Below are 26,382 nucleotides of genomic sequence, written 5' to 3' on the forward strand. Positions count from 1 at the left end.
GGGTTGACAGTAGATGGGTTAGTGGAAATAATTTACACACATGTGAAAAAATTTCAGTCTCTGTGTTATCTCTGTGAGAGCATTCTCCGGATGTACCCAGCGGCTTCCATCAACTCCTGGGAGTCAAGATGATCTACCTCAAGCGACATAGCTGCTTTTTTTGGCAGAAGCCGGCAGGAGAGCAGTCCCTATGAACTCTGCAGATATTCTTATCGGCATCGACGCCGGTACATCCGTTATCAAATCCGTCGCCTTCGATACCCGTGGCAGGCAGATAGCCGTCGCCTCGGTGCGCAATGAGTATCGTACCGGAGCGGGGGGAATGGCCACCCAGGACATGGTACGCACCTGGTGTGATTGTGCGCAGTCATTGCGGGTGTTGGCCGAGAAAGTCCCGGGGCTGGCAGAGCGCACGCTGGCGGTATCCGTCACCGCACAGGGGGACGGCACCTGGCTGGTAGACGCCGAAAACAGGGCGTTTACCGACGCCTGGATCTGGTTGGATGCGCGCTCCGCACCTACCGTAAGGGATCTGAACGGTTCTCATTTATCCCGCAATCGGTTCGAAGCCACAGGCACAGGACTGAATGCTTGTCAGCAGGGCAGTCAACTGGCTCATATGGCGAAGCACGAACCGGCATTGCTGGCTAGGGCCGATTGCGCGATGCATTGCAAAGATTGGCTCTATCTGAATCTTACCGGAGTGCGTGCGACAGACCCCTCCGAGGCTTGTTTTACCTTTGGTAATTTCAGGACCCGCCGTTATGAAGACAGTGTAATCGAAGCGCTGGGGTTGACAGCCCATCGTTCACTTCTGCCCGATATCGTCGATGGTTCACAGGTCGCGCATCCATTGTCGGTTGAGGCTGCCAGACTGACCGGACTCAAGGCGGGTACACCGGTATCCCTGGCCTATGTCGACATGGTGATGACGGCGCTTGGCGCCGGTGTCCACACGGGAGAAGAGGGGGTAGCCTGCTCGGTGATCGGCTCTACTGGCGTGCATATGCGTTCTGTCGCCGCGGATCGAGTGTACCTGAACCCTGAAGGGACGGGCTATGTCATTGCGTTGCCTATTCAGGGGCGCGTTACTCAGGTTCAGTCCAACATGGCGGCAACCCTGAATCTTGACTGGCTACTGAACCTGGCGGCAGATCTGCTCACTTCGGCGGGCCTGACAAGCAACTTGAGCGATCTCGTACCCAAAGTCGATCAGTGGCTGGCTCAGTCCCCGACGGGACAACTTCTTTATCACCCCTATATATCAGAAGCCGGTGAACGAGGCCCCTTTGTCGATGCCCATGCCCGCGCCAGTTTTGTCGGACTTTCATATCAGCACCGTTTCCCCGATCTGGTGCGTGCAGTTGTTGAAGGGCTGGGGATGGCGATGCGTGATTGTTACAACGCCATGGGGCCGTTACCCAATGAACTGCGATTGAGTGGCGGTGCGGCTCGCTCACCTCAGATACGTGCCATCCTGGCTGCCTCACTGGGGGCGTCTGTTCGAGTGTCGGCGCGGGAGGAAGCGGGCGCGGCGGGGGCGGCGATGATGGCGGCGGTCGCCAACGGGATCTACGACTCAATGGACGCTTGTATTGCCGATTGGGTCAGCCCATTGCTCGGTGACGTCGAAGCCGCCAAGGCGGAGCTAACGTCCCGCTACAGTGACCTCTTCACCGAATACCGTGAGGTTCGCGAATCACTCTCCGGGGTATGGGGACGGCTTGTCAGTCAGCAACACCCATCTTCGAACGAATACAGCAAGTCTCAAGCTTCCGATTCGGTTCAACGGTCGGCATCGGAATTAAAAGGAGCAAAGGAATGAATACAGAACAGATGGTAGATCTCTTCGTCATTGGCGGTGGCATTAACGGTGCTGGCATTGCTCGTGACGCGGCAGGACGAGGCCTGTCGGTGATTCTGTGTGAGAAGGACGACCTGGCAGAGGGTACTTCATCCCGCTCCGGCAAATTGGTGCACGGTGGCCTGCGTTACCTGGAATACTACGAGTTCCGTCTGGTTCGTGAGGCACTTATCGAGCGTGAGGTGTTACTGAATTCTGCCAGCCACATTATCTGGCCGATGCGCTTCGTACTGCCACACAGCAAGCAGGATCGTCCTGCCTGGCTGGTGCGTTTGGGATTGTTCCTGTACGACCACCTGGGGGGGCGCAAAAAACTGCCGGGTACCCGTACGCTTGACTTGCACCGTGATCCCGAGGGGGCGCCGATCAAGGATACTTACCCCCTGGGCTTCGAGTATTCCGACTGCTGGGTGGATGATGCCCGGCTGGTGATCCTGAATGCATTGGATGCGGCACAACGGGGAGCGCAGGTGTTGACCCGGACCAGTTGTGTCTCGGCTCGCAGGGACAGAGGTTCCTGGCTGGTGACGACCCGCAACGAGGTCACCGGTGAACAACAGCAGGTGCGTGCCAAGGTATTGGTGAATGCCGCAGGTCCCTGGGTCCGGCACGTGATTGATGATGTGGCCGGGGCCAGGAGCAACCGGAATATTCGCTTGGTAAAAGGTTCCCATATTATCGTGCCTAAATTCTGGCAGGGTCAGCAGGCCTATCTGTTCCAGAACCACGACAAGCGCGTGATCTTCATCAATCCCTATGAGGGAGATAAGGCGCTGATCGGCACCACGGATATTCCGTACGAGGGTCGGGTTGAGGAGGTGGCTGCAGACGAGAGTGAAATCGAATACCTGCTGGCGGCGGTTAATCGCTACTTCAAGGAGCAATTGCGTCGCGAGGATGTGATCGAGACCTTTTCCGGAGTACGGCCACTGTTTGATGACGGCCAAGGGAACCCATCGGCAGTTACCCGCGATTACGTTTTTGATCTCGACGAGACCGAGGGGGCGGCGCTGTTGAATGTCTTTGGCGGCAAGATCACGACTTTCCGCAAACTTTCCGAACACGCACTGCAGCGTATCGCCAAACTGTTCCCGAGCATGGGGCCGGATTGGACCCGCTCGGCAACGCTTCCGGGGGGCGACATTCCTGATGCGGATTATGTGCAATTTCTCGACAGTCTGCGCCAGAAATATGCCTGGCTTCCGCGTAGCCTGCTGGACCACTATGGCCGTCTCTATGGCACCATCACCGGACAGATCATCGGTCAGGTACAATCACTGAAGGGACTCGGCCAGCACTTCGGGGCCAACCTGTATGAAGCCGAAGTGCGCTATCTGGTGGAGAACGAGTGGGCGCAGACTGCAGATGACATACTGTCGCGGCGGACCAAGGAAGGGTTGCGTTTGAATGACGAGGAGAAGGCAAAATTAGAAGCCTGGCTGTTTGATCACTATCCATTCAAGGCTGAAGTGAGTCTGTCGGCGGTATCCTGAATATAAAGAGGTAGATTGAATGGCACTTACGTTAGGTCTTAACACCAACCCTTTGGTTAACCGTTTTGCAGACCCGGATGATTTGATTGACACCGTGGCCCATCAGATCAAGGTACGGGATCTGCAACTGACCCATGAGTTCATCAACCCCAGCTGGCCTGCATCTGTCATCAGGCGCCTGACAAGGCAGATGAAGTCGGCGCTGGATCGTACCGGTGTCAGAGTCACGTCGGGAATGACCGGCCCTTATGGTCGACTGAATCACTTTGGTCACCCTGACGCTGATGTCCGGCGTTACTATATGGACTGGTTCAAAACCTTCGCCGATATTACCGCCGATCTCGGCGGCAAGGCGGTCGGTACCCAGTTCGCAATTATGACGTATCGGGACTTTGATGATCCGGTGCGCCGTGAGGCGCTGATCCGGATCGCGATCGATTGCTGGTCCGAAGTGGCCGAACATGCAAAAGCGGCGGGGTTGGAGTATGTCTTCTGGGAGCCGATGAGCATTGGCCGAGAGTTCGGCGAGACGATCGAGAGCAGTATGGCTCTGCAACAGCGTCTGAACGATGCTAACATGGCAATTCCCATGTGGATGATGGCGGATATCGATCACGGTGATGTGATGTCCGAGAACCCGGATGATTACGATCCCTATGCCTGGGCTCGGGCCGTACCGCGCGTATCTCCGATTATTCACATCAAGCAGAGCCTCATGGACAAGGGAGGGCATCGCCCCTTCATCGCCGAATACAATGCCAATGGCCGGATTCAACCAAAGCCTCTGCTCGAAGCGCTGGAACGGGGCGGTGCAGTGGATAACGAGATCTGTCTTGAATTGAGTTTCAAAGAGCGTGAGCCGACAGACCGCCAGGTTGTGGCGCATATTGCGGAGAGTGTGGCCTTTTGGGCTCCTTACCTGGATTCAGGTATAGACAGGCTTAACATTTAACGTTTTGGGCGGAAGTGGGTTGTGCCTTGACCTTCATCTGTGTCAGCAGGTGAAGGTTTTTTTCTGCTGCCCAGGAACGCATAGTCAAAGGAAAGAGCCTTGATCAGAAATTTTGGTTTTAGCACGGCGGCGGAGCTGTGCTTCGGTCGCGGAGAGGTAGCCACGCTGCCTGCCCGGGTCATGGTGCTTGGCAATCGCGTGCTGGTGGTACGGGGGCGTAATGCCGAGAGAACCGCGCCTGTCATAACGGGGTTGGAAGAGGCTGGGCTGGTGCTGAGTACTTTCGTTGTCGAGCGGGAGCCGGATATCGATCTTATCGAAAAGGGAATAGAGCAGGGGCGTCGTCACCGCGCCGAGCTGGTTTTGTCGATAGGTGGTGGTTCGGTGATCGATGCCGGCAAGGCGTTGGCGGCGATGATTCCAAGCCCTACCCCTCTGCTGGATCACCTTGAGGTTGTCGGCAAGGGGTTGCCGCTCAATATTGAACCACTGCCATTGGTCGCCGTGCCCACCACCTCCGGCACCGGCGCCGAACTTACCCGTAACGCGGTGATCGATGTCCCTGAGCACTGCCGCAAAGTCAGTTTGCGAGATCGGCGCCTGCTGCCGAGGCTGGCGCTTGTGGATCCTGCCCTGACCGATAGTACCCCGTATCGGGTGACCCTGGCATCCGGTCTTGACGCCATCACCCAAGTGATCGAGCCGTTTATTTGCAAGCATTCAAATCCGATGACCGACGTGCTCTGCCGAGACGCCATCCCTCGCGGACTCGCGGCGTTGCGCCGTTTGATGCAGAGCGAAGACGTCAGCGCGCGCGATGAGCTATCATGGGTCAGCGTGTGTGGCGGCATGGCGTTAGCGAATGCGGGTCTCGGAGTGGTTCATGGACTGGCCGGACCTATCGGCGGTATCAGCCATGCTCCGCACGGTGCTATCTGTGGTGTCCTGTTGCCTCATGGCTTGATGATGAATCTGAACAGGGCCAGAGATCCCGAAATCGTGAACCGTATCAACCAGGTCGTCGCATGGATATCGGCTGAATTCGGTTTCCGTACGGAAAGAGCCCTGAACGACTTTGATCTGTGGATCAAGGATTCGGGCCTCAAGGGGCTGGCCTCACTGGGCGTTACCCGTGCGGACAGGCTCGCCGCTGCTCACGCTGCCGCCAGTTCTTCATCGATGAAAGCGAATCCGGTCGCACTCACGGAGGCAGACCTGATCGAGCTGTTGGAGGCTGCAGTTTGACCGGCCATTGCCCTTTAGCGGCAAAGCCAGAAACAGTCATGCATTGCCTTGGGGATAAATTGACAACGAGTACCAGATGGAAAAATTAGATCTCAACCTTGACAACGAAGAGTCTCTTGCCATTCGCGCCGCCTGGCTGCACTACGTGGGTGGTTTGACCCAGGCGGCTGTCGCGAAACGCCTGGGTCTGACTTCCGTGAAAACACACCGTCTGATAGCCAGGGCGGTTGCGGATGGCGCAATCAAAGTGACGATCGATGGCGAAATTACCGAGTGCGTGGGTTTGGAAAATCAGCTTTTGCGGACTTATGGCCTCAGCTATTGTCAGGTTGCGCCGGATCTGGGGGAGGAGGGCATACCGCTACGTGCCCTAGGACAGGCGGGCGCAGGTTTTCTGCGGCAGCAACTGGCCAGCAGGAAGCCAATGACGATCGGCCTTTCGCTGGGGCGCTCATTGTCAGCCTCTATTTCTCATATGCCTCGAATGGAGGCCCACGATGTCCGTTTTGTCTCCCTTATCGGCGGACTTACGCGAGATTATGCGGTAAACCGGGATGACGTCCTTTACTGGATGTCGAGCAAGACCGGAGCGCCTGCCTACATTATGCCCGTACCGTTGTTGGCAAATACGGTCGAAGACCGTGAAGTCCTGCTCTCTCAGAGAGGTGTTCGTGATGTGTTTGCCATGGCCGAACACGCCGACGTCAAGCTGCTGGGTATAGGCACAGTGGATACGACAGCTCAGTTGGTTTCGTCTGGGACTATATCCCGTGAAGAAATCGAGGAGATTTCGGCAGCCGGTGGTGTTGGCGAGGCTGCGGGCCACTTTTTCGATAGGTCGGGAAACTTGCTGAATACCCGTCTGACGGCTCGCATTCTGTCGATTCCTTTCGCTACCAACCCAGAGGGGCAGGTGGTCGCGGTTGCGGGTGGTCCCGGAAAAATCGACGCCATTCGTGCAATACTGAAAAGCCGCATTCTGACGGGGCTGATCACGGATGAACGCACGGCTCAGGCCCTGCTCGGCTAGCGCCGACTCTGAATGAATATTCCGGCATAACCAGGTGCTGACCATTTGGTCTTCGCTCTCCGATATCACCAGGGGTGAATAACGACCTTGCCGGAAGTGAAGGCCGGCAAGGTCGGACCGACGCCTCGGATCAGATAATTGTCTGTCCGGTTTGTGCCCAGTCTCGCTCGAACTGAGCCAGTCCCTTGTCCGTCAGGACATGATTGACCAGATTGCGAATGACATCAGGCGGAATGGTGGCGACATCGGCGCCGGCAATAGCGGCATCCTTGACGTGATTGGCACTGCGTACGGAGGCGGCAAGTATCTCGGTATTGAAACCATAGTTGTCGTAGATGGCGCGGATCTCGCGAATAAGCTCCATACCATCGATATTGAGGTCATCCAGACGTCCCAGGAACGGGGAGATATAGGTTGCGCCTGCTTTAGCGGCCAGCAACGCCTGGTTTGCCGAGAAGCATAGGGTGACATTGGTTTTGATACCCTTCTGGCTGAAGTGACGACATGCCTTGAGCCCGTTCAGTGTCAGCGGAAGTTTGATCACGATGTTGCTTGCAATTCGCGCCAGATGTTCACCTTCGGCGATCATGTTTTCATAGTCCATCGAGGCGACTTCAGCCGATACCGGGCCCTCTATCAGATCGCAGATTTCTGCGATAACTTCGAGGAAATTTCGGCCTGACTTGGCAATCAACGAGGGATTGGTCGTAACCCCGTCCAACAGACCATAGCTGTTGAGTTCTTCGATGTCTTTTACGATTGCGGTATCAACAAAGAATTTCATGTTTTCTCCTTATCAGTTAGTCAGCAGGGCCTTGGCGCGGGCGATGATAGCCTCGCCGGTGATGTTGAACTTTTGGTACAGTATGTCGGCGGGTGCTGAAGCACCGAAACCGTTCATGCCGATAACGTCTTCTTCGCTGGCAACGTATCTTGTCCAGCCAAACTTGCCGGCCGCCTCGACTGCGATGCGCGGGGCCTTTCCGAGTATCTCGTCGCGATACGCTTTTGGCTGCTGTTCGAACAGGTCCCAGCAAGGCATGGATACAACGGTGACACCGACACCCTGCGCCTGCAGGGCTGCAGCAGCTTCAACAGCCAGTGCCACTTCGGTTCCGGTTGCCAGCAGGGTCAGATCTCTGTGCTGGCCGCACTGGCGGATGATGTAGGCACCGCGTGCGCTAAGGTTTTCATCTGTGACCTCGGTACGCAGTTGAGGCACGTCCTGCCGCGATAGTGCCATTAAGGAAGGTGTTGTACGGCTGCGAATCGCGATGTCCCAGCATTCAAGGGCCTCGACTGCATCCGCGGGACGAAAGGTGTGAAGGTTAGGCATAGCGCGCAGTGAGGCGAGATGTTCGACCGGCTGGTGGGTCGGACCGTCTTCACCCAGCCCTATGCTATCGTGTGTCATTACGTAGATGGTGCCTATACCCATCAGCGCCGAGAGACGAATGGCGTTGCGGGCATAGTCGGAGAACACCAGAAAGGTTCCGCCGTACGGGATAAAGCCGCCGTGTACCGACAGGCCGTTCATCGCTGCCGCCATGCCGAACTCACGCACGCCGTACCCGATATACCGCCCCGGCCGTTCTTTGGTGTATTGGCTGTCAACCGCGTTAACACGTGTCAGGTTGGAGCCGGTCAGGTCGGCGGAACCACCGATGAGTTCGGGCAGGGCAGGGGCGAGAGCTTCCAGTGCCAACTGACTGGCTTTGCGGGTAGCTATCTTCTTTGGCTGTTGGAACAGGGCATGGCGTGCCAGCTTCAGGGCCGTGGCGTACTCCTGCGGCAGCTCTGCCTTTAACCGGCGATTGAACTCGGTTGCCACATCCTCGGGCCGACACGCCAGTCGGCTCTCCCATTGTGTTCGTGCTTCGCTGCCGCGTTTGCCGATATCCAGCCACTGCTGGCGCAATGATGGCGGGATGACGAAGGGCTCCGCAGACCAGCCAAGCGCCGTCTTGGCCAGGGCTGCTTCCTCGGTACCTAACGGAGAACCGTGGGATGAAGCCGAGCCTGCCTTGTTGGGGGAGCCGAAGCCGATCACTGTTTTCAGCGAGATAATAGAAGGCTTGTCCGTTTCTGCTTTTGCAGCCTGGATCGCCATATCGATCGCTACGGGATCATGGCCGTCACACCGATGTACATGCCAGCCGCAGCTTGTGAAACGTCCCAGAACATCCTCAGAAAAGGAGACAGAGGTGGGGCCGTCTATCGTAATTTCGTTATCATCGTAAAGCACGATCAGCTTGCCCAGGCCCAGGTGACCGGCGAGGCTGGCCGCTTCTTGACCGATCCCTTCCTGTAAACATCCGTCACCGAGGAACACGTAAGTGTGGTGATCGACGAGATCGTCACCGAACTCGCTCGCCAGTCTTCTCTCGGCGATGGCCATGCCGACGGCTCCGGCAAAGCCCTGCCCGAGGGGGCCCGTTGTTGTTTCTACCCCCGGGGTGTGCCCATATTCAGGGTGACCAGCAGTGATGGAACCCCACTGCCTGAAGTTGCGCAGCTGCTCCTGCGTCATGGCTTCGTAACCTGTTAAATGTAACAGGCTATATAACAGCATGGAGGCATGGCCATTGGATAGCACAAAACGGTCCCGGTCCGGCCAGTCAGGCTGGCTGGCGTCAAACTTCAGATGTTTGCGGAAAAGCACAGTTGCCGCGTCCGCCATCCCCATGGGCGCCCCCGGATGACCAGAATTCGCGGCCTCTACCGCATCAATAGAGAGTGCACGTATGCAGTTGGCGAGAGAGAAATTCTCCGGATCCAGCTTTGCTTTGGCTTCAACTGTCTCTGAAAGTATCATGGTTTGTTATCCTATAAGTGATTTGTTAGGAAGTCGGCGTACAATATAACATCAAAACATAACAAAATAACAATCCTAGCATTGAAAATGTTTCAATTAATGTTAATAATACACTTGCAGCGTTGCCTGACGGGTTCAGGCAGGAGAGTCCGATGAAGAGGGAAGAGCGTAAACAGCTGATCATGGAACTCTTGGGAGACAAGGGGGGGGTGGAGGTTGAAGACCTCTCACAACGCTTCTTCGTGTCGAAGATGACCATTCATCGTGATCTGGATGAGCTGGAACGGGAAGGCGTGTTACGCAAGGTGCGTGGTGGGGCTACGATCGAAGCGGGTATGCAGTTCGAGAGTGATTTCCGATTCCGAGAGCGGCAGGGAAGTGAGGATAAGGAGTTGATTGCACGTAAGGCCCTGGAGCAGATCGAGCCTGGGATGACCGTCATGATCAACGATGGCTCCATGGCTGCCGTGTTGGGATCCATGCTGCCTGAGAAGAGACCGCTTACGGTGATCACCAACAATGCTGCCATCCTGGACTGCTTACGTCATGAGAGTGGGATCAGCTTGATCGCGTTGGGAGGGTGTTACTCGGCCAAGTTCAATGGATACTTTGGCGTTCTGACGGAGCAAAACCTGGCCAGTTTGCGAGCCGATATTGCCTTCCTATCCACCCCTGCGGTATCAGGCAACAAGGCATTTCATATGGATGGAGAAGTGGTAAGAGCCAAGAGAGCAATGCTTAAGGGGGCTGCGAAGTCTTGTTTGATGGTTCACCACGGGCGTTTCGACAGGGTCGCTCTGCACTTGCTCGCCGACCTTGAGGAGTTTGACACTATCATCACCGATCAGTTGCCCGACCAGAAGGTATGCGGCGAGCTGGACAGAGGTGGTATCAAACTGACAGTAGCAAATCACTAGGATGCGACAAATGGCAACACAAGCAGATTTTTGGATTGGTACGAGCTGGAAGATGAACAAGACTCTGGCTGAGGCCCTGCGCTTCGCCGAGGGACTGAAGGAAACCGAGTCGGATGCCGATCCGCGTATCCAGCGCTTTGTGATCCCGCCCTTCACCGCCGCGCGCGAGGTAAAGGCGGCACTGGCCGGTACGCGGGTGAAGGTAGGAGCTCAGAATATGCACTGGGCTGACACTGGTGCCTGGACGGGTGAGATTTCTCCCTTGATGCTGAAAGACTGCGGTCTCGATATCATCGAACTGGGTCACTCGGAGCGTCGTGAACATTTCGGAGAGACCGATCATACCGTTGGTCTGAAAACAGAGGCTGCGGTGCGGCATGGTTTTATTCCCTTGATCTGCATCGGAGAGACCCTGCGGGACCGCGAGAACGGCCAGGCTGCGACGGTGCTGGAAGCCCAGGTGCGTGGCGCGCTTCAGTATCTGGATGAGATGCAGAAATCAGCTCCCATTCTGCTGGCTTACGAACCGGTATGGGCTATTGGCGAGGGTGGAATTCCAGCCACCCCTGGTTATGCGGACGAACGTCAGGCGGAAATCATCCAGGTGGCAGAGGCCGTGCTTGGTCGGCGGGTTCCCTGTTTATATGGAGGTTCGGTGAACTCGGATAATTGCGAAGAGTTGATCCGTTGCCCGCATATAGATGGTCTTTTCATTGGACGCTCCGCATGGCAAGTAGAGGGATTTCTAAATATTTTGAGAAAGTGTTCGGCATTTATTTAACTTCCTGTACTGAATGGTTAGTTGTGGAGGCCTTGGTTTGGCCTATTGAGTGTGCTATTTGTAAAAAATGATTTCAAAAAATTTTTACCATAGTCACACAGTAATTGAGCTGTCGTTGGCGACTTGTGTTAAGTGATAGTAATGTCTCGGTGAACGTTGAGTTGAATATCCTATATATACATTTGCAATGTGCCCATTGAAAATTAATGTGATAGTGCTCGAGTAATATCTATCTGTTGTTAATGTCTTAACAAATCAAGGAGTCTTGATATGAAAATTGCAATTGCCGGTGATAGCGCAGGCGAGGACCTGGCGAAAATATTGGCTGACTATCTGTCCACACGTTATGATGTCGAGGATATATCTCGTGATTCAGAGGGGGCCGATCCTTTCTATGCAAATTTGTCTGATCGTGTTGCATCCAGAGTGATCGACGGAACTTATGATCGTGCTATTCTTGTCTGTGGTACGGGTATTGGCGTTTGTATCGCCGCCAACAAAGTACCAGGTATTCGTGCTGCTTTGGCAAACGACACTTACTCTGCCGAGAGGGCCGCACTTTCCAACAATGCTCAAATTATAACGATGGGGGCCCGTGTGATTGGAGCGGAAGTAGCCAAAGCTATCGCCGATGCATATCTGAAAGAGACATTTGACGAGCAAGGGCGCTCCACCGGAAATGTGAATGCGATTAATGAAGTTGATTGTAAATACCGAAAATATTTATCAAATTAAGAGATCTATGTAACTGATCTGATAATGAGGCTCAGTTGTGATTAAGAAAGGTTTTCTGAAAAAATAAAAGTTTTTTCCGGAAATAGGATGGCATTAATACGTGTGGTTGTAATGTTTAGTAGCGCTTGTTAATATTTTCCGCGTGCAAATAAAGTTGAGGGAGTTATAATTCTGGTTGGCTAGTTTGGTTCGTTTAGATAGACTTTTTAGATGGTAAAAATCCGATGACTGGTGGTCATCGGATTTTTTATTTTCCTCCAAATATGATATTTGACGGGAAGAGAGCATTCCTAGCGGTCGCCCTCCATTTGGTTCGGTGATTGTGTCTGAATATATAAATTATCTTGGTGTTCCTGCTCTTGCTCTTGCTCCTGTTTCTGGCTTCAGGACTATCCTAAATAGCTGTTCCGAATGGTAGATCACTACCGGCAGCGACTGGGTTTCGCTAAGCAGACCCTCCGCGCCAGGGATGGCGCGGCGGAGCCCACAGGGACGGGTTTACGGCGTGTCTGCGTGTGGGACCCGGTCGATGTAGCACTATTAGGATCAGTTATTTAGTTGCGGACGGTAGTGATGGTTGGTGGTGGGGCTGTTGACGCCCGTTTACGTGGTGCGAACCTGCAACTGGTGGTGTGCCTGCCGTGCCGGTCCGGTATGTTCCGGCGGCTAAAGCGCCGGCTACGGGCTCCCAGTTCTGCGGTCACTACCGCCAATGGTGCGGACAGCAGAAGCGCTTGGTGTTGCTGAATAAAGTGGACAACTTGAACGCTGGGCGATTGCATTGGCCACTACCCCTATGAATATAAGGGTGATAGAAAGCCAGGAACAGGTGATCGCGAAGTTCTTGCATTGCGCAGATTGATAGAGTGCAGAGGGCATTATACTGGCGGGCCGTCTGCGGAGGACAAGACTCGCACTTCATTCGCAACCTTACGCTTGTGTGGGGTTGCATCACCTACACGGAAGTCTTGGAGAGGAAGTAGGGTGGCCATATGTTAAACAGTTCAACACTGTAGCCACCCTTATGCCGATTATAGTGGTTTAGCTTAATACCACGGAGAGATTAATCCAGGCGCCTGGCTACCGCCTCCGCCAGGGTGCCCAGGATCATGGCGCAGGACACAGAGCCGGCATCCAGCACGCCGCGGGAGCGTTCGCCCAGCCGGCTGGCGCGGCCGATCCTGGCCACCAGATCCTTGGTGGACTCACTGCCCGCCTGGGCGGCGGCCGCCATTTTTGCCAGGCAGTCCGCGAAGCCGTCGCCGGCGGCGACGGCGGCGGAAAAGGCATCGACCGCCGGCACCAGGGCATCCATCAGGCACTTGTCGCCCACCTGGGCACTGCTGATCTCCTGTACGCTGGCCAGCCCTTCACGCAGCATGGTGTCGAATTGTTCCGCATCGATGCTGTCCCGGCCTTCGATGGCCGAGGCCATGCCGAAGAAGATGCTGCCGTAGAGCGGGCCCATGGAGCCACCGATGGAGCCCATCAGGATGTTCGCCAGGATGGAGAAGCTCTGATCCAGGGTGACGGTGTCCAGCGCCTGCAGATCGTTCTTGCACAGGTTGAAGCCCTTGGCCATGTTGATGCCGTGGTCGCCGTCGCCGATCAGGCCGTCGACCTCGCTCAGGTAGGCCTTGTTGTCGATGATCTTGTCGCAGATCTCCAGCACGCACTGCTTGCCGTGCAAATTGTTGAATGTGCTCATCAGTCTTCCTCCACCTGGGTCAGGCCAATGGATGTGGCCGGCAGGTCCAGCAGTTGTTTCAGTTCGTCGTCCAGCTTCAGTACCGTCAGGGTAGCGCCGAGCATTTCCAGCGAGGTGAAATAGTTGCCCACGTAGCTGCGGTGCACCCGGATCCCCTTTTCCTGCAGCAGTTCGGCCACCGCCGAATAGAGAATATGCAGCTCGTTGTTGGGGGTGGCGCCCAGGCCGGAGATCAGCACCGCCACCTCATCGTCGGCGGTGAAGGGCAGGTCGGGTACCACGGTGTCCACCATGATGCGTGCCATCTCGTTGGCCGGTGCCAGGGCGGTCACGTTGATACCCGGCTCGCCGTGGTGGCCGATGCCCACTTCCATGGTGCCCGCCTCGATATGGAAGTTGGGCTTGCCGGCCGCGGGGATCACGCAGGAAGACAGGCCCACGCCGATGCTGCGGGTCTGCTCGATGGTGCGCTGGGCTACCCGGATCACCCCGTCCAGGTCGTAGCCGCGGGCGGCGGCGGCACCGCCTGTTTTCCACATCAGGATCTCGCCGGCCACGCCCCGGCGCTTGCCGAGCTCGGTGGCGGGGGCCGAGGCCACGTCGTCGTTGGCCACCACCGTCTTGATGGTGATGCCCTGTTTCTCGGCCATCTTGGTGGCCATCTTGACGTTCATGTTGTCGCCGGCGTAGTTGCCGTACAGGCAGGCCACCCCCGCGCCCCGGTCGGCGGCCTTGGCGGCATCGAGAAAGCTGATGGCGGTGGGGGAGGAAAATATTTCACCGACGGCCACGGCGTCCAGCAGGTTTTTGCCCACGTAGCCGAGGAAGGCCGGCTCGTGGCCGGAGCCGCCGCCGGTGATCACCCCCACCTTGTTGTCGGCGACCTTGCCCGGGTACTTCAGCACCCGCGGGTTGTCGGTGTGGGCCAGCAGCCGGGGATGGGCCTTGACGTAGCCCAGTACCGATTCTTCCACTACCAGATCCGGATCGTTGATGATGCGCTGCATTAGAACACTCCTGTTGTCATTCCTTGCTTGTACATGTGACTGAGCCATAAGGGACTATATGTGAATCCCCTATGCCCGTAATCCTTCTTCCGTGCGAGCTGTGAGCCCGTTACCGTTTGTCGAGGTTTTCATAGTAACGGATGCGTTCCACCTTGGGCCCGGAGCGGCCCGCCTCGAAATCCGAGGTGACGAAGGCATGCACGATTTCTTTGGCCAGCTCGATGCCCACCACACGGGCGCCCAGGGTGATGATCTGGGCGTCGTTGCTCTTGCGTGCCCGCTGGGCCGAATAGGTGTCGTGGGCCTGGGCGGCGCGGATGCCATTAACCTTGTTGGCGGTGATGGCCATGCCGATACCGGTACCGCAGCACAGAATGCCGAGCTCCTGGGCGCCGTCGCGCACCGAGGTGGCCAGTTGGTAGGCGATGTCAGGGTAGTGCACGCTGACCCCGGCCTCGACCCCGAAATCGCTGACCTCGAAGCCCAACTCGGTCAGGTACTGCTTGAGGGTGTTCTTCATCTCCACGGCCGCATCGTCGCAGCCGATCGCTATCTTCTTGGTGATCATGGTGGACCTCCCGATTGATTGTTCAATTGTTCATTTGTTGTTTCATTTGATGGTTTCAGTCTAAGGCAATAGGGTTGTGTTGTGAATACTTTTGTTATTAATGTGTTCTTATGTTCGATTGTGGCGAGGGGAAAAGATACTGGAACAGGGGGGGGGGGATGAGCAAGAAGAGTGGCAGAAAAAGTATTTTTTATCAGGTGATTAGTCGTTTCTGGGTGAAAAGGCGAGCCGCGACGGCCGTGAAGGCAGTTGGTAAAAATATTGCTGGATTTTTGATCCGGATCACGACCTGTTCAAAAGAGCTTAATGGATGCAGATGATTGGGTGCTAGTTTGAAGATCGGTAGGCGAGGGCCCTTGACGACGCCGTCTTTGGGTGGCGCCAAAACATTGTGCATACAGGAGTGATCCATGCAGCAATATCGGATGTATATCGACGGGCGCTGGGTCGAATCCCTGTCCGGCGAGTGGTTTGAATCCTCCAATCCTTATACCGGCCTGCCCTGGGCGAGGATCCCCAGGGGCAATGGGGCAGACGTGGACTGCGCGGTTGCCGCCGCGGCCAGGGCTCTGCAGGATCCGGCCTGGCGCGGGCTCACCGCCAGCGGCCGGGGCGAGTTGCTGCGCCGGCTGGGGGATGCGCTGGCCGATCGGGCCGATTTCCTGGCCGGCATAGAGGTACGTGACAATGGCAAGCTCTATGCCGAAATGCGTGCTCAGACCCATTACCTGCGCCAGTGGTACTACTACTATGGCGGCCTGGCCGACAAGATTGAGGGCGCGGTGATCCCTACCGACAAGGCCGGTCATTTCAATTACACCCGGCATGAGCCGGTGGGGGTCGTGGCGGCCATTATTCCCTGGAACTCGCCGCTGCTGCTCGCCAGCTGGAAGCTGGCGCCGGCGTTGGCGGCGGGCAATACGGTGGTATTCAAGCCATCGGAATACACCAGCGCTTCCCTGCTGGAATTTGCGCGCATCGTCGAGCGGGTCGGCTTTCCCCCCGGGGTGCTGAACGTAGTCACCGGCTTCGGCGCCGAGGTGGGGGCGCCCTTGGTGGAACATCCGCAAGTCGCCAAGGTGGCCTTTACCGGGTCGGATCAGACCGGCCGGCAGATTTACCAGGCGGCGGCCCGGGGCATGAAGCGGGTCACCATGGAGCTGGGCGGCAAATCGCCCAATATCGTCTTTGCCGACGCCCGCCAGGACAACGCGGTCAAGGGGGTGATCTCCGGCATATTCGCCGCCAGCGGCCAGACCTGTGTCGCCGGCTCCCGGCTGCTGGTGCAGCGTGCCATTCACGACGAGTTCGTCGACAAGCTGCTGGCCTTCGCCCGCCACGCCCGGCTCGGTGATCCCATGAGCCCGGATACCCAGGTGGGACCGGTCACCAACCTGCCGCAGCTGGAGAAGATCCTCGGCTACATTGATATCGCCAGGGCGGAGGGGGCCGACTGCCTGCTGGGAGGTGGCCGGCCTGATACGCCTGGGCTTGAACAAGGATGGTTTGTTGAGCCCACCATCTTCGCCGGAGTGCACAACCGCATGCGCATCGCCCGGGAAGAGGTGTTCGGCCCCGTGCTGTCCATCATTCCGTTCGAGGATGAAGAGGAGGCGGTGGCAATTGCCAACGACAGCCCTTACGGCCTTGCCGCGGGAATATGGACCGAGGATCTGCGCCGGGCCCTGACCTTGCCGGACCGGCTGGAGGCGGGCACGGTCTGGGTCAATACCTACCGCACCATGAGCTACCTTACACCTTTCGGTGGCTTCAAGCAGAGCGGCCTGGGCAAGGAGAGTGGCCAGGATAGCTTGCGTGAATACCTCAAGGTCAAGTCGGTGTGGTTATCGACGACGGAAGACGTGCCCGACCCTTTCGTGATCCGCTGAGTCATCCGTCGCCGGCCTTGCTGCCGGCGGCGCATCCATTTCCTGCGCGTGGCTCACGGTCGCCATCCGGACGTGCGCGTACTCCCTCGTCGCCACACGATTGATCTTTGGTTTATTCCTGTGAACCAATGTTCGTTTGTTGACTGTCATCCTTCCTTTCTTCCCCGTTATCGCTGACAAAAGCTCTAACTTGGTACTACCAAGATGATCAATTTTAGTGCGATCCGGATCACTAAAAACGATACTGATTAACATAAATTAATTATGTATTTGATTTTTAAGCTTTTATTTTTTGTTCTGAAATTTGTTTATCTGTGATTCTTTTGTTATTTTTTACTCATGGATTGGTACTACCAATGAGGTTGGCCAGGATGGGAGATAGCAAAGTGGACACATTCAAACGCCTTAGGGAAGTGCTGGCCACGGCTGAAACCGATGAGTATGGCCGGATACGCTTGCCTCCCGAGCGTAAGTTGGCTGAACAATTAGGCGTGCAGAGATCAATGGTTAGGGAGCAACTGGCCACGCTGGAAAACCTGGGTTTCATTCGGCGTACCCGCGGCAGCGGCACCTTCCTGCAGATGCCCCAGCCAGCCTTCGTGCAGATCTACTTCGATATCGCCCTGCGGCTCGGCTACATCTCGGTGGACGCGCTGGAAGGTGCCCGGGAAATGCTGGAGCGGGAAATCGCCTACAGTGCGGCCAGCAAAGCCACCGAGGCCGATATCGTCAAGCTGGAAGGACTGCTCGAGGTGATGAACGACAACAGCAACGTCAACGAGAGCCTGGCGGCGGATTACGATTTTCACCGCCACCTGGCCTACATGACCCAGAACCCGGTCATCATCCTGATCATCCAGGGGCTGGCCTCGGTACTGAAGGAAGTGGTGCATCGCCGCCGGGTCATGGTGAGGCAGTCGCCGGCATCGATGGCGCGGACCAACGGCAGCCACCAGGCCGTGATAGACGCACTGCGTAATAGAGATCCGGAAGCCGCCAAGCGGGCCATGGATACCCATTTCCGGGTGTGGGACGAGGAATCAAAGGAAAAGATCAACTGGTTGACCTCGGCGGATTGAATCGCCAAGGCGGTGCTGCACCCGGGGTTTGCGTATTCGTTTTATCTGAAGACAAGGGGTTATTATGCAACAGGAACATGTCCAAATCAGTCTGGAAGAGCGCGCCTACCGCATTCGCCGGTTTGCCCTGCGCATGGGCGAGGTTCAGGGGCAGGGCTATGTGGGCCAGGCCCTGGGCATTGCCGATGTGCTGGCGGTCTCCTACTTCCAGGCGCTCAATTACCGGCCTGACGAGCCCGAATGGGAAGGTCGGGATCGTTTCCTGTTGTCCATCGGCCACTACGCCATCGCCCTCTATGCCGCGCTGATCGAAGCCGGAATCGTGCCGGAAGACGAGCTGGAAACCTACGGCTCCGATGAAAGCCGGTTGCCCATGTCCGGCATGGCCTCCTATACCCCTGGCATGGAAATCACCGGCGGCTCGCTGGGCCAGGGCCTCGGCATCGCCGTGGGCATGGCGCTGGGGCTGAAAAGAAAGCAGTCCGGCTCGTTTATCTACAACCTGCTGTCCGATGGTGAACTGAATGAGGGATCCACCTGGGAGGCGGCCATGTCCGCCGGCCACTGGCAGCTGGACAATCTGATCGCCATCGTCGATGTCAACAACCAGCAGGCGGATGGTCCCTCTACCCAGATCCTGAACTTCGAGCCCCTGGCCGACAAATGGCAGGCGTTCGGCTGGCAGGTGCAAAGGGTCAACGGCAATGACATAGCGGCGGTCAGCCAGGCCTTCGACCAGGCCCGCCACAGCGACTTCAAGGGTCCCCGGATCATCATCTGTGACACCCGCATGGGGCAGGGCGTGCCATTCCTGGAGCAGCGCGAGAAGACCCACTTCATCCGGGTCGAGCCGTCGGAGTGGGAGCAGGCCCTGGCCGCGCTGGATGCCGGCTTTCAAGCCCGATAACGATGTTTTATCTGCCGTGAATGGATAACAAGGACACTAACATGAGTAAAGTTCGCCTGAAAACTTCGGCCATGATTGCCTCCATCGCCGAGGAAGGACAAAAAACAGCCCCGGCTCCCTTTGGCCATGCCTTGAGCCAGTTGGCGGAAACCAATCCGAATGTGGTGGGCCTGACCGCCGACCTGGCCAAATATACCGATCTGCATATTTTCGCCCAGCGTTACCCGGAGCGGTTCTACCAGATGGGCATGGCCGAGCAACTGCTGATGAGCGCGGCCGCCGGCCTGGCGCGGGAAGGCGCCTTGCCCTTCGCCACCACCTACGCGGTGTTTGCCTCGCGCCGGGCCTACGATTTCATCTGCATGGCCATCGCCGAAGAAAACCTGAACGTCAAGATCGCCTGTGCCCTGCCGGGGTTGACCACGGGGTACGGCCCCAGCCACCAGGCCACCGACGATATCGCCATTTTCCGTGCCATGCCCAACCTGACCATAGTGGATCCGTGCGACGCCCTGGATGTGGAGCAGGCGGTGCCGGCCATCGCCGAGCACCAGGGGCCGGTATACATGCGCCTGCCGCGTGGCAATGTGCCGCTGGTACTGGACGAGTATGACTACCGCTTCGAACTGGGCAAGGCCAAGTTGCTCCGCGACGGCCGCGAGGTGCTGTTCATTTCTTCCGGCTTCATGACCATGCGCGCCCTGGACGCCGCCAAGCGGCTGCAGAAGGACAGCGTGGACGCGGCGGTGCTGCACGTGCCGACCATCAAGCCCCTGGACGAAGCCACCATACTGCGGGAAGCCGCCAAGCCCGGACGCATGGTGGTGGTGGCCGAGAATCACTCTGTCGTCGGCGGCCTGGGCGAGGCGGTGGCCGGCACCCTGTTGCGGGCCGGAGTCACCCCCGCATTCCGCCATATTGGACTGCCGGATCAGTTCCTGGATGCGGGTGCCTTGCCCACCCTGCACGACCGCTACGGCATCTCCGTGGATCGCATCGTGGCCCGAACCCGGGAATGGCTCTGAGACGCGGTAACTGACATGGGGCCTGTGGCCATCGGGATCTCGGCCCTTTGTGTGAAATATGGACATAACTCTCACTAGTAAGGATTGTGATATGAAAAAGGTACTGACCACCGCCGCACTGGCTATCACGCTCGCTTCTGCCCCGGTATGGGCCCAGCAAACATTGCGTCTGGCCCATAACGCCGCAGACGGCAATCCCAAGGCCGAAGCCTCCCTGCTGTTTGCCAAACTGGTGGAAGAAAAAACCGACGGCCGCATCAAGGTGGTCGTCGGCGGCAACGCCCAGTTCGGTGAAGACAGCGAAGCCATCACCTCCATGCGCCTGGGCGCCATCGCCTTCAGCGCCAACTCCCAGGGCACCACCTCCAGCGTGATCCCCGAATTTGGCCTGATTGGACTGCCGTTCCTGTTTTCCAGCTCGGAAGAGGCCTGGCAGACGCTGGATGGCCCCGTGGGTGAAGAGCTGGGTGCCCTGGCCGAGCGAGAAGGACTGGTGGTGCTGTCGTTCTGGGACAACGGCATCCGTCATGTCAGTAACAACGTCCGCCCCATCACCAAACCCGGGGATCTGGCCGGTATCAAGCTGAGAACCCCGCCCGATACCATGACGGTGGATATTTTCCAGACCCTGGGTGCCAACCCCACGCCCATGGCGTTCTCCGAGCTGTACATCGCGCTGCAGCAGGGCGTAGTGGACGGCCAGGAGAATCCGCTGGCCAATATCCATTCTTCCAAACTCTACGAGGTGCAGAAATACATCTCCCTGACCGGCCACAAATACGAGTCCACGCCGTTGCTGGCGAGCAAACTCATCTGGGATGGTCTGTCCGAGGCGGATCAGCAGGCAGTCAAGGAAGCGGCGATGGAAGCCGGCGAGTTCAACCGCAGAACCTTTGTCGAGCAGGAGTCCAAGCTGCGTGCAGAGATGGAAGCGGCTGGCGTGCAGTTCAATGCCGTCGACAGCCAGGTCTTTGCCGAGGCCACCCAGGCGGTCTACGACAAGTGGCAGCAGCAGTATCCGGAGCTGGTACCACTACTGGTGGCGGAAGCGGCCCGCGCCAAGTAAGCCCGAGGGCGGGGGACTTTCCCCCGCCTTGTTCCGGAGTGCCTGTTTTTGTGTCGCACCCATCAGGGCGCATAGAAAAACGGGGACTTGCAACCCCCTCAACAAGGAGGCGGAAAATGAACGTACAGGGAAAACTCATGTATCAACCATCATGCGGCGGTACCGGTGCCCGATTATTGTGCGGGCTGGACAAGGCCGTTGAATATACCGCACTGGGTATTTTCATGGCGGCGATTGTCTCTTTGTTCCTGTTCCTTGGCGCCGATGTGGTGGTGCGTTATCTCACCACCCAAAGCCTGGGCTGGCCGGCGGAGATGCCGAACCTGCTCTTTCCCTGGTTGGTGATGGGCGCCATCGTCGCCGCGGCCCAGCGGGGCCAGCACGTGGCGGTCAATGCCGTCCTGGGACTGCTCAATATCCCGGCGACCCGGGTGCTGATGCTGGTGATGCAACTGGTGGTGGTTGTGACCTTCAGCTACCTCGCTTATATCGGCGTGGATGTGGTCCGCATTGCCGGCAGGCAGTTATTCCCCATCTCCGGCATTTCTTCCAGCTACGCCTATATGGCGCTTGTGTATGGTTTCGGCGCCATCGCCCTGACCGCGTTCACCAATATTCTCTGGTTTTTGGCCGATGCGTCCGCCTTTGATCAGCGTATGACTAAATCCGAGGTGGCAGAATGACTCCGTTGATGATAGGGCTGTTTGCCCTGCTGATGCTGTTTGCGTTTCCGGTCGGTTATGCGCTGATTATCAGTGCCGGCGCGGCAGTCTTGTTCGTGGGCGATGCGCCCAGCGTGATCGCGGTACTGAAGCTGTTCCAGCCCACCCAGAGCTTTCCCATGCTGGCCATCCCCTTCTTCATCCTGTCCGGCAGCCTGATGATGTCCGGCACCCTGGGCCGGAAACTGGTGGACTTTGCCGCCTACCTGGTAGGGCGCTTTCACGGCGGCCTGGGCCAGGTAACGGTGGTGGGCTCCACCGTGTTCGGCGGGGTGTCCGGTTCGGCGGTGGCCGAGGCCTCGGCCCTGGGCTCCATGCTGATCCCCTGGCAGAAGCGGGAAGGCTATCCGGGTGCCTTCAGCGCCGCGGTCACCGCCTCGTCATCGGTCATTGCCGGGCTGATCCCGCCTTCCATCCCGCTGATCCTCTATGCCCTGGTGTCCAACAGCTCCATTGCCTCGCTGTTCGTGGCCGGCATACTGCCCGGGATCATGCTGGCCGGCGGCATGATGATGGTGTGCTATTTCTCCGGGCGGTTGCGGGGCTTCCCGCTGCTGAAAGAGAGCTTCTCGGTACGCGGGTTGCTCAAGGCGCTGCTGTTCGCCGCCCCTGCCCTGGCCATGCCGCTGTTTATCGTGATCCTGCTGCGCGCCGGCATCGCCACTCCCACCGAGGTGAGCGTGATCGCCGTGGCCTATGCCCTGGTGGTCAGCCTGTGCATCTACCGGGATCTGACCGTCAAGCGGGTGATCGGCGCCCTGGTGGGCACCGCCCTGACCACCGGCATCGTAATGCTGGTGATCGTCGCCTCCAACCTGGTCGGCCATGTGCTGATCACCGAACAGATCCCCAACCAGATCGCCAGCTACGCCCAGCAAGCGTTCTCCAGCCCCTGGATGATCATCCTGGCCATGAACATCCTGCTGCTGTGCATCGGCATGTTCCTGGACCTGCCGGCCGCCATTCTGCTGCTCGGTCCCACCCTGGTGGCGGTGGGCAACAGCATCGGCATGGACCCCATCCAGCTCGGCATCATGATGGCGGTGAACCTGAGCATCGGCCTGTTCACCCCGCCCATAGGTACCACCCTGTTTGTGGCCGCGGCCATCTCTCGGGAAAAGATCGGCCGCATTGTGCGGGAGCTGTGGCCCTTCTACCTGGTGGCGATTACGGTGCTGCTGCTGATCTCCTATGTGCCGGCCTTCACCATCTATTAACCGCGGCGAACGACGCGACAAGGAGCAGCAAATGAATCAATTAGCCTTTATCGGCCTGGGCTCCATGGGCCTGCCCATGGCCAGGAACCTGCTGTCGGCACGCTTTCCGGTGGCCGGTTTCGACATGAATCCTCGGGCCCTGGCGGCCCTGGCAGACGCCGGCGGCCGGGTCTGCGACTCGGCCCGGGACGCGGCCCGGGGGGCAGACGCCCTGATCCTGATGGTGGTCAACGCGACCCAGGCCGAACAGATACTGTTTGACGAGGGGGCTCTTGAGAGCCTGGCGGACGACGCCCTGGTGGTATTGATGGCCACCTGCCCGTCGGCGGCGGTAGCCCGGCTGGCGGAGCGGGTAGCGGCCGTCGGCCGGCAGTTGGTGGATGCCCCTGTGTCCGGCGGCGTGGTCGGTGCCCGGGCCCGCACCCTGTCGATCATGGCGGCGGCACCGGCAGCCGTCTTCGAACGTATTTTTCCGGTGCTGCGGGGCATGGGTGACAAGGTGTTCCACGTGGGCGAAGAGCCGGGACAGGGCGCCGTGGTCAAGACCGTCAACCAACTGCTGTGCGGCGTGCACATCGCCGCCGTGGCCGAGGCCTTTTCCCTGGCGCGCAAGGCCGGGGTGGATCTGCAGGTGTTGCTCGAGATCATGAGCGGCTCGGCGGCGGCCAGTTGGATGCTGAAGGACAGGGGCCCTCGCATGCTGCGGGATGATCCCGAGGTGACCAGCGCCATCGACATTTTCGTGAAGGACTTAGGCATAGTGCTGGCTTCGGGCAGCGACAGCCGGGTGGCACTGCCGCTGGCGGCGGCGGCGCACCAGATGTTCCTCGCCACCGCCGGCCGCGGCCTGGGCCAGGCGGATGACAGCCAGGTGATCCAGAGCTACGACCTGATTAACGGCAACTGCCAAGCATAAAGGAAAGATTCCATGGGACGAGATATTTCCGTAAGCACCGGTGCTTACGACGGCTATGCCATGCCTGAGATCCTGCAGTCGATGCAGCGGTGCGGCATAAAAAATGTGGAGCTGGCCTTTATCAAGGGCTACGTCAACGAGTTTACCGATGCCGATCTGAGCCGGGATTATGCCCGTGAGCTGGTGGCCCTGATGAACTCCCTGGGGCAGCGCTGCCCCACCTTTTCGGGCCATATCAACCTGGGGGATGAAGACGCTATCGCCCAGTTCGAGGTGCGGGCCCGCTTCGCCGCCGAGCTCGGTGCCTCCCGCTTTGTCACCAATGCCGCCACCCTGGCCACCGCCGAACGTTTCTTCGAGCTGGCACCGGATATGGCGGCCATCGCCCGCCAGCATGGCCTGCGGGTTTGCCTGGAAAATCCCGGCGACCGGGTCGACAACATCCTGAACAGCGCTGCCGACATCCCCGCCTTGCTGGCGCGGCTGGAGCGAGACGTGTTCAGCATCAATTACGACGTGGGCAACATCATTTCCCACCGCCCCTGGCTGGATCCGGTGGCCGATACCCTGCAGGCCCTGCCGTACTGCGAGCACCTGCATATCAAGGACGCCTATTACCGCGATGAAAAATACCACTTCTGTGCCCTGGGCGAAGGCCAGATAGATTTTATCCGGTTGCTGCCGGCCATCGAGGCCGCTTTTCCCGAATTGTCATTCAGTCTGGAACTGCCCTTCCGGCTGTTGCGCAATAACGACGCCAAACCCTACAAGAAGACAACGCTGTTGCCGTTGGCGGAAATTGAAAACGAGTTGTTGAAATCCCTGACTTTTCTTGACGATGTATTAAAGGAGATAGACCATGTTGCTGGAAAATAAAGTGTGTGTCATTACCGGTGCCGCCAGCCCCCGCGGTATCGGCCGCAATACCGCCGAGCTGTTCCATAAGCACGGCGCCTATGTGGCCATCCTGGATCTGAACCAGGCCCAGAGCGAGGAAGCGGCCAGGGCGGTGGGCGAGCGCGCCTTCGGCGTGGCCTGCGACGTCACCGACAAGGCCTCCTGCGAGAAGGCGGTCGCCGCGGTGCTGGAGAAATTCGGTCGTATCGACGTGCTGCTCAACAACGCCGGCATCACCCAGCCGCTGAAGACCCTGGAGATCACCCCCGAGAACTACGAACAGGTCACCGATGTCAGTCTGCGCGGTATGCTGTACATGTCCCAGGCGGTGTTGCCGCAGATGGTCAGCCAGAACAGTGGATCCATAGTGAACACTTCCTCGGTATCGGCCCAGCGTGGTGGCGGCATTTTCGGTGGCCCCCACTACAGCGCCGCCAAGGCGGGCATGCTGGGCCTGGGCAAGGCCATGGCCCGGGAGTTCGGGGGGCACAATATCCGCATTAACTCGGTCACCCCCGGCCTGATCCTGACCGATATCACCGGCGGCAAGCTGACCCCCGAGATGAAGGAAAAGATCCTGACCACCATTCCCCTCAACCGCCTGGGGGCGGCGGAGGACGTGTCCAAGGCCTTCCTGTTCCTGGCCTCGGATCTGTCCAGCTACATCACCGGCGCCACCATCGATGTGAACGGCGGCATGCATATTTACTGATGGTGCCCAGGGCGTCATTGCTGGCATGGTAAAACAAGAAGGGGCCGACACCCGGCCCCTCCCGATTGCCGGAAACCCCTTCCGCCCGGGAGGGGGTTTTCTGTTTACTGCATATGACGCCTATCCATCTCCCTCGTGGGCGTCTGCTCCGATCTCCCCGATTTTTCAAGTTCCTCAAGGACACCGGCGGGCTTGCCGTCCCGGCTCCCGGCGCTGTGGTAGCGACCCACAAAGGGGCCTGTCTTGCAGCAAAACCACGGGCATCCCGGTCATGTTTTATAAGGGCTGGGGACAACCCCAAGAGAGAGTACCCAACCGTTCGGCGAGCGCATGCTGGCGGTGGGGTTGTCATCCGGATAGTGCCGGCTCTGCAGGGCGCGCTGGTTGCCGCAGGGCCGCCAATGGAAAAGAAGGGAGAAGCATTATGAAAGTCATCACTTCACTCATGGTGGCCGCCGTGTTTGCCCTGGGAACAGTGCCCGCGCAGGCGGTACTCCCGGCGCCCGAGCAGCCGACCATTCAAACCCTGTCGGTCAGGGGTGATGGTGTGGACAACCGTCATTGCACCCTGATGAAAAAGCAAGGCAAAAGGCCGCCTGCCTACTGCGGGCCCTGAGTAGTGCCGGCGCCTGCGGAGCAAGTCGCTCCACCGGGGCCGGACGGCAGCCCCGGGATCAGTGGGACGGCCGGGTTTCCAGGGTGAGGGCGCCTCGTTCACCGGTGACCAGCCCCGGGCCGGGCGGTATCTCCCGGTCGCTGTGGTATTCCAGCGGTCGCCCCAGGCTACAGGCGGACAGCCCCAGCAGCAGGGTGGCGAGCAACAGCCATCGGGCCATG

The 26,382-nt window shown here is 58.3% G+C and carries 26 protein-coding genes; 20 read left to right on the plus strand and 6 right to left on the minus strand.

All coding sequences use genetic code 11. The features are described from left to right. The first annotated feature begins 190 nt into the window (after nucleotides 1-190). The 5 genes from CGX12_RS03275 to CGX12_RS03295 all read left to right on the plus strand — a co-directional run bounded on the left by CGX12_RS03275 (nucleotide 191) and on the right by CGX12_RS03295 (nucleotide 6,584). A complete protein-coding gene (locus CGX12_RS03275) occupies nucleotides 191-1,825 on the plus strand; it encodes an FGGY-family carbohydrate kinase (protein WP_094038471.1) in 1,635 nt (544 codons plus the stop codon). Beyond that, nucleotides 1,822-3,357, plus strand: a complete 1,536-nt coding sequence (locus CGX12_RS03280; RefSeq protein WP_094038472.1) for a glycerol-3-phosphate dehydrogenase — start codon at nucleotides 1,822-1,824, stop codon at nucleotides 3,355-3,357. The genes CGX12_RS03275 and CGX12_RS03280 overlap by 4 nt, the downstream gene beginning before the upstream one ends. A 19-nt stretch (nucleotides 3,358-3,376) precedes the next feature. Continuing rightward, entirely contained in the window at nucleotides 3,377-4,309 is a 933-nt protein-coding gene (locus CGX12_RS03285; protein WP_094038473.1) for a sugar phosphate isomerase/epimerase family protein, read from the plus strand. Between the two features lie 99 nt (nucleotides 4,310-4,408). Continuing rightward, complete coding sequence (locus tag CGX12_RS03290; protein ID WP_094038474.1) at nucleotides 4,409-5,554, plus strand: iron-containing alcohol dehydrogenase; 1,146 nt, start codon at nucleotides 4,409-4,411, stop codon at nucleotides 5,552-5,554. Between the two features lie 76 nt (nucleotides 5,555-5,630). Further along, nucleotides 5,631-6,584 carry a sugar-binding transcriptional regulator gene (locus tag CGX12_RS03295; RefSeq protein WP_094038475.1) on the plus strand — a complete coding sequence of 318 codons (954 nt, stop codon included), beginning with the start codon at nucleotides 5,631-5,633 and terminating at the stop codon, nucleotides 6,582-6,584. Between the two features lie 130 nt (nucleotides 6,585-6,714). On the opposite strand, the gene fsa is transcribed toward CGX12_RS03295, so the two are convergent. Together fsa and tkt are read right to left on the minus strand one after the other, a co-directional pair. Further along, nucleotides 6,715-7,368, minus strand: coding sequence for a fructose-6-phosphate aldolase (gene fsa, locus CGX12_RS03300; protein WP_094038476.1), 654 nt, complete (start codon nucleotides 7,366-7,368; stop codon nucleotides 6,715-6,717). A 12-nt stretch (nucleotides 7,369-7,380) separates the two neighbouring features. Beyond that, nucleotides 7,381-9,399 carry a transketolase gene (gene tkt, locus CGX12_RS03305; protein ID WP_094038477.1) on the minus strand — a complete coding sequence of 673 codons (2,019 nt, stop codon included), beginning with the start codon at nucleotides 9,397-9,399 and terminating at the stop codon, nucleotides 7,381-7,383. 152 nt (nucleotides 9,400-9,551) lie between these two features. Here tkt and CGX12_RS03310 point away from each other — a divergent pair, with 152 nt between their 5' ends. The 3 genes from CGX12_RS03310 to derI all read left to right on the plus strand — a co-directional run bounded on the left by CGX12_RS03310 (nucleotide 9,552) and on the right by derI (nucleotide 11,832). Continuing rightward, nucleotides 9,552-10,316, plus strand: a complete 765-nt coding sequence (locus tag CGX12_RS03310) for a DeoR/GlpR family DNA-binding transcription regulator (RefSeq protein ID WP_094038478.1) — start codon at nucleotides 9,552-9,554, stop codon at nucleotides 10,314-10,316. A 10-nt stretch (nucleotides 10,317-10,326) separates the two neighbouring features. Continuing rightward, nucleotides 10,327-11,097: a triose-phosphate isomerase gene (locus tag CGX12_RS03315; protein WP_094038479.1), complete on the plus strand. Its 771-nt coding sequence runs from the start codon at nucleotides 10,327-10,329 to the stop codon at nucleotides 11,095-11,097. A 270-nt stretch (nucleotides 11,098-11,367) separates the two neighbouring features. After that, nucleotides 11,368-11,832 carry a D-erythrulose-4-phosphate isomerase gene (gene derI / locus CGX12_RS03320; RefSeq protein WP_094038480.1) on the plus strand — a complete coding sequence of 155 codons (465 nt, stop codon included), beginning with the start codon at nucleotides 11,368-11,370 and terminating at the stop codon, nucleotides 11,830-11,832. 1,063 nt (nucleotides 11,833-12,895) lie between these two features. On the opposite strand, the gene dhaL is transcribed toward derI, so the two are convergent. The 3 genes from dhaL to rpiB form a co-directional block, all read right to left on the minus strand. After that, the gene (gene dhaL, locus CGX12_RS03325; RefSeq protein ID WP_094038481.1) at nucleotides 12,896-13,540 is read right to left on the minus strand and encodes a dihydroxyacetone kinase subunit DhaL; all 645 of its coding nucleotides are present in this window, start codon (nucleotides 13,538-13,540) and stop codon (nucleotides 12,896-12,898) included. After that, nucleotides 13,540-14,547 (minus strand): dihydroxyacetone kinase subunit DhaK, encoded by a 1,008-nt coding sequence (locus CGX12_RS03330; RefSeq protein ID WP_094038482.1) that lies wholly within the window; start codon nucleotides 14,545-14,547, stop codon nucleotides 13,540-13,542. The genes dhaL and CGX12_RS03330 overlap by 1 nt, the downstream gene beginning before the upstream one ends. Nucleotides 14,548-14,656: 109 nt before the next feature. Next, on the minus strand, nucleotides 14,657-15,115 hold the full coding sequence (gene rpiB / locus CGX12_RS03335; RefSeq protein WP_094038483.1) for a ribose 5-phosphate isomerase B: 459 nt from the start codon (nucleotides 15,113-15,115) through the stop codon (nucleotides 14,657-14,659). 158 nt (nucleotides 15,116-15,273) lie between these two features. On the opposite strand from rpiB, the gene CGX12_RS19810 reads away from it, so the two are divergent. The 12 genes from CGX12_RS19810 to CGX12_RS03390 all read left to right on the plus strand — a co-directional run bounded on the left by CGX12_RS19810 (nucleotide 15,274) and on the right by CGX12_RS03390 (nucleotide 26,161). Next, nucleotides 15,274-15,435 (plus strand): hypothetical protein, encoded by a 162-nt coding sequence (locus CGX12_RS19810; protein WP_176441988.1) that lies wholly within the window; start codon nucleotides 15,274-15,276, stop codon nucleotides 15,433-15,435. Between the two features lie 90 nt (nucleotides 15,436-15,525). Beyond that, nucleotides 15,526-17,004: an aldehyde dehydrogenase gene (locus tag CGX12_RS03340; RefSeq protein WP_094038484.1), complete on the plus strand. Its 1,479-nt coding sequence runs from the start codon at nucleotides 15,526-15,528 to the stop codon at nucleotides 17,002-17,004. 371 nt (nucleotides 17,005-17,375) lie between these two features. Further along, nucleotides 17,376-18,083 carry a FadR/GntR family transcriptional regulator gene (locus CGX12_RS20040; RefSeq protein WP_254918193.1) on the plus strand — a complete coding sequence of 236 codons (708 nt, stop codon included), beginning with the start codon at nucleotides 17,376-17,378 and terminating at the stop codon, nucleotides 18,081-18,083. Between the two features lie 64 nt (nucleotides 18,084-18,147). After that, the gene (locus tag CGX12_RS03350) at nucleotides 18,148-18,990 is read left to right on the plus strand and encodes a transketolase (protein ID WP_094038486.1); all 843 of its coding nucleotides are present in this window, start codon (nucleotides 18,148-18,150) and stop codon (nucleotides 18,988-18,990) included. Between the two features lie 41 nt (nucleotides 18,991-19,031). Further along, complete coding sequence (locus CGX12_RS03355; protein ID WP_198401849.1) at nucleotides 19,032-20,015, plus strand: transketolase family protein; 984 nt, start codon at nucleotides 19,032-19,034, stop codon at nucleotides 20,013-20,015. Between the two features lie 91 nt (nucleotides 20,016-20,106). Further along, nucleotides 20,107-21,081, plus strand: a complete 975-nt coding sequence (locus CGX12_RS03360) for a TRAP transporter substrate-binding protein (protein WP_094038488.1) — start codon at nucleotides 20,107-20,109, stop codon at nucleotides 21,079-21,081. 116 nt (nucleotides 21,082-21,197) lie between these two features. Beyond that, nucleotides 21,198-21,764 (plus strand): TRAP transporter small permease, encoded by a 567-nt coding sequence (locus CGX12_RS03365; RefSeq protein WP_094038489.1) that lies wholly within the window; start codon nucleotides 21,198-21,200, stop codon nucleotides 21,762-21,764. Further along, on the plus strand, nucleotides 21,761-23,020 hold the full coding sequence (locus CGX12_RS03370; protein WP_094038490.1) for a TRAP transporter large permease: 1,260 nt from the start codon (nucleotides 21,761-21,763) through the stop codon (nucleotides 23,018-23,020). The genes CGX12_RS03365 and CGX12_RS03370 overlap by 4 nt, the downstream gene beginning before the upstream one ends. Nucleotides 23,021-23,051: 31 nt before the next feature. Then, nucleotides 23,052-23,936, plus strand: a complete 885-nt coding sequence (locus CGX12_RS03375; RefSeq protein ID WP_094038491.1) for an NAD(P)-dependent oxidoreductase — start codon at nucleotides 23,052-23,054, stop codon at nucleotides 23,934-23,936. A gap of 12 nt (nucleotides 23,937-23,948) precedes the next feature. Then, the gene (locus tag CGX12_RS03380; protein ID WP_094038492.1) at nucleotides 23,949-24,812 is read left to right on the plus strand and encodes a sugar phosphate isomerase/epimerase family protein; all 864 of its coding nucleotides are present in this window, start codon (nucleotides 23,949-23,951) and stop codon (nucleotides 24,810-24,812) included. Continuing rightward, a complete protein-coding gene (locus CGX12_RS03385; protein WP_094038493.1) occupies nucleotides 24,796-25,545 on the plus strand; it encodes an SDR family NAD(P)-dependent oxidoreductase in 750 nt (249 codons plus the stop codon). Before CGX12_RS03380 ends, CGX12_RS03385 begins: the two co-directional genes overlap by 17 nt. 424 nt (nucleotides 25,546-25,969) lie before the next feature. Further along, nucleotides 25,970-26,161 carry a hypothetical protein gene (locus CGX12_RS03390; RefSeq protein ID WP_094038494.1) on the plus strand — a complete coding sequence of 64 codons (192 nt, stop codon included), beginning with the start codon at nucleotides 25,970-25,972 and terminating at the stop codon, nucleotides 26,159-26,161. Between the two features lie 58 nt (nucleotides 26,162-26,219). Here the strand turns inward: CGX12_RS03390 and CGX12_RS19820 are convergent, their stop codons facing one another. Continuing rightward, nucleotides 26,220-26,381: a hypothetical protein gene (locus tag CGX12_RS19820; RefSeq protein WP_176441989.1), complete on the minus strand. Its 162-nt coding sequence runs from the start codon at nucleotides 26,379-26,381 to the stop codon at nucleotides 26,220-26,222. Nucleotide 26,382 lies beyond the last annotated feature (1 nt).

This window comes from Zobellella denitrificans (assembly GCF_002237365.1).
GTDB classification, from domain to species: Bacteria; Pseudomonadota; Gammaproteobacteria; order Enterobacterales; family Aeromonadaceae; genus Oceanimonas; species Oceanimonas denitrificans.